We start from the raw sequence: 3213 nt of genomic DNA, 5'->3' as shown, positions 1-3213 counted from the left end.
CTACGGTGGCGGCGGGTCTCCGGGGTCTGGTTTTGTACACCCCCGTCCAAACACCGCCTTTAAACCCCCCCCCACCACACGGGGGCCCTCAACTTTCGATGGTGCAGGCCGCCGTTTTTATTTCAGACAGCGATAGATTAGTGGTGTGGCGGAACCGGTGCGGCATCGGCCACAGCGGTCGCGGCGGCGGCCTGGATCTCGGGGACGGCGGCATGGCGCCGCAGGATGGTCTCGGCGAATTTTTCGCCCAGGAACATGCCAAGGAAACCGATGAAGACCACTGCCGGCGGCAGCGCCGAGGGGATGCGGAACACCGCATAAATCAGACCGACCAATATGCCGGTCAGCAGGGAAATAGCGTAATTTTTCATGATGGGGTAGGGCGCGGGAAGGCCCGGACGGAGCGTCCCGCGCATCGCGTCGTTAGTTGATGCCGCCGTGGGGATCATGGCCGGCGGTGGGGCTGGCGTGCAGCAGGGTTTCCAGGCGTTCGGCGCCGTCCGGCGACAGATTGCCTTTTTTCATGTTGTCGAGCAGGCCCTGGAGTTCCTTCTTTTCCTCGGGCGTGCAGTCCTTGCCGATCTCGCCGTGGTCCAGGCGGTGCTGCAGCTCCTGGCCGATGGCGGCCTTCTGCCACCTTTCCAGATGACCGTTTTCGGCCAGGTTCAGCAGGTCGCCGGCCGATTTGTTTTCGTTCTCCTTGTGAAATTCCTTCATATCGTGGACGTCGTTCTTGTTCAATTCGAACGGGTTGATCTGCCCGTTGCCGTTCAGTGCGATGGTCATGGTTTGCCTATCGGTGTGGTTGAGGAATTTATAAGTGGCGCCATGCGGCAGCGAGTTCCGTGCCTTGCGCGGTGTCGATGGAACGAACGCCGCGCGTCCGCCACCCATGGCCATACCCACTCAGAAAGGATGTGCATGATGCGTACCTGGTTCTCTCCGCCGGCCGCCGGCCGCGACAGCGTAGCCCTGTACCACGCCCGGCAACGCGTGACACAACGGATCAAGCTGCTCAAGCAGCAGCGGCGCGCGCCGCGCGGCGCCTGGCTGCGCGGCTGGCTCGGGGCCCTGTCGGAATAGGGGCGCCGCAGGCCGGCCCTGTGCCGGCCCGCGCCTTACAACATCTCGAGCGCGCGCGCGGTCTGGTCGACCGCCGCTTTCAGCTTGCCCAGCAGTTGCTCGATGTCGTCGCGCGTGCTCACCAGCGGCGGCGCCATGATGATGCGGGCGGACTGGGGCCGCACGATCAGGCCCTGTTCGAGCGCCTTGCGCGTGCAATAGGCGCCGACGCCGCCCTCGTTCATGAAGCGGCGCCTGCCGTCCCTGGCGGCCACCAGCTGCAACGCCGCCACCATGCCGGCGCCCTGGATCTCGCCGACCATCACGTGCTCGCCGAATACTTCGCGCAGCCGGCGCTGGAAGTAGGGGCCGGTGTGCTGGCGCACCTGCTCGACAATGCCGCCCTCGTCCAGCAATTGCAGATTGGCCAGCGCCACCGCCGCCGCCGCCGGATGGCCCTGGTAGGTCAGGCCGTGGGCAAAGACGCCGCCTTTTTCCGCCAGCGCGCTGGCGATCCGCGTCGACAGCACCAGCCCGCCCATCGGGATATAGCCCGATGTCAGCGCCTTGGCGATGGTGAGCGTGTCCGGCTGAAAATCGAAGTGCTGATGGGCGAACCATTGTCCGGTGCGACCGAAGCCGCCGATCACCTCGTCCGCGCACAGCAGCACGTCGTGCTTGCGGCAGATGCGCTGGATCTCGGGCCAATAGCTGGCCGGCGGGAAGATCATGCCACCGGCGCCCAGGAAGGGCTCGGCCACGAAGGCCGCCACCCGTTCGCTGCCCAGCCGCAGTATGGCCTGTTCCAGCTTGCCTGCGGCCTGCAGGCCGAACTCGTGCTCGGTCAGCGCGCCGCCGTCGCCATACCAGTACGGCTCGTCGATATGGTGCACGCCGGGAATGGGCAGGTCGCCCATCTCATGCATCAGCTTCATGCCGCCCAGCGAGGCGCTGCCGACGGTCGAGCCGTGGTAGCCGTTGCGCAGGCTGATGAACTGCTTCTTGTCGGGCTTGCCGGCCACGTCCCAATAGCGCCGCACCACCCGGATCAGCGTTTCGTTGGCTTCCGAACCCGAGTTGGTGTACAGGATCTTGCTGAAGTCGCCAGGCAGCAGCTGCAGCAGCTTGGCCGACAGGCGCACCACGGCGGGGTGGGTGATATTGAAGTACTGGCTGCAGAAGGACAGCTGCTGCAGTTGCTGGGTGGCGGCGGCGATCAGTTCCGGCCTGGCGTAGCCGACGGCGGTGCACCACAGGCCGGACATGCCGTCCAGGAAGCGGTTGCCTTCGCTGTCCCACAGGTGGACGCCTTCGCCCCGCACCATGATCCTGGTGGCGCCGGTATCGACGCTGTTGTTGTCTTCGAAGGGCAGCAGATGCACGGCGCCGTGGATGGATCGGTATTCCTCGGTGCGATGGGGTAAGGCCGGGTGTTTGTTCATGGCGTTTTCCGGTAGAGGGGAGGGACCGCTCCGGAGCCGGAACGGCGCATGGACGTGGGTGGACAGGGGCAGGCGCCGGGTTCCATCGGTTCCCTGCCGCCGGGATTTCTTCTTATTGCAGCGGGGGAACTGCAACGGCATCGGCGTTGACCCATCTGAATCGACTTGGGTACAAAAAATGAAAATAAATAAAGGATCAGATGTGCTAGAACGCTACCGTGCCCTGATCGGGCAGTTATGCAGGAAGTTTGATATCCCTGAACCGGGGATCATGTATCAGGCGGCGCAGCTGCCGCTGGGGGATGTGAATTTCACGCTGTTCCACGGCGGGCTGATCGTGCCCGACAGCGTGCTGGTGTACTGCGAATTCGGCGTGCTGCCGCCGCAGTCGCGCGAGCGCATGCTGTTGCGTCTGCTGGAAACCAATGCGTATTTATTCGGCGTGAACAGCCCGGCCTTCACCTACCAGGCGGACCGCAACATGATCGGGCTGATGTGCCGCTTTGCCCTGGAGGAGGCGACGCTGGAGTCGACCGTGGAATTATTGGAATTCTTTGCCGGCATGGCCAGGCGCTGGCGCCAGGATCATTTTCTGTTTGCGATCTATTGAGGGAGGGCCGGCAGGCGGCGCCCGCCCCCGCAAAAAAGACGCGGCGGCCGAGGCCCGGGCCCCGCCGGGGGGGGCGGCCCCGGGCCCGCCCCCCCCCCC

5 protein-coding genes are annotated in these 3213 nt (G+C 64.9%); 2 read left to right on the top strand and 3 right to left on the bottom strand.

The genetic code is table 11. From position 1 onward, the window contains the following. Positions 1–137: 137 nt before the first annotated feature. Complete coding sequence (locus ACCD07_RS32175; protein ID WP_176650691.1) at positions 138–371, bottom strand: DUF1427 family protein; 234 nt, start codon at positions 369–371, stop codon at positions 138–140. Positions 372–423: 52 nt separating this feature from the next. After that, positions 424–786 (bottom strand): hypothetical protein, encoded by a 363-nt coding sequence (locus ACCD07_RS32170; protein ID WP_353403655.1) that lies wholly within the window; start codon positions 784–786, stop codon positions 424–426. Positions 787–921: 135 nt separating this feature from the next. Here ACCD07_RS32170 and ACCD07_RS32165 point away from each other — a divergent pair, with 135 nt between their 5' ends. After that, a complete protein-coding gene (locus ACCD07_RS32165; RefSeq protein ID WP_413449682.1) occupies positions 922–1083 on the top strand; it encodes a hypothetical protein in 162 nt (53 codons plus the stop codon). Positions 1084–1118: 35 nt separating this feature from the next. Here the strand turns inward: ACCD07_RS32165 and ACCD07_RS32160 are convergent, their stop codons facing one another. Beyond that, on the bottom strand, positions 1119–2504 hold the full coding sequence (locus ACCD07_RS32160; protein WP_353403657.1) for an aminotransferase: 1386 nt from the start codon (positions 2502–2504) through the stop codon (positions 1119–1121). A gap of 178 nt (positions 2505–2682) precedes the next feature. Here ACCD07_RS32160 and ACCD07_RS32155 point away from each other — a divergent pair, with 178 nt between their 5' ends. Then, complete coding sequence (locus ACCD07_RS32155) at positions 2683–3114, top strand: CesT family type III secretion system chaperone (RefSeq protein WP_413449681.1); 432 nt, start codon at positions 2683–2685, stop codon at positions 3112–3114. Positions 3115–3213: the final 99 nt, after the last annotated feature.

It is taken from the genome of Duganella sp. Dugasp56 (assembly GCF_047304105.1).
Taxonomy (GTDB): Bacteria; Pseudomonadota; Gammaproteobacteria; order Burkholderiales; family Burkholderiaceae_D; genus Rugamonas; species Rugamonas hordei.
Note: the sequence above shows the minus strand (reverse complement) of the source record. Positions and strands in the feature narration are given on the sequence as shown.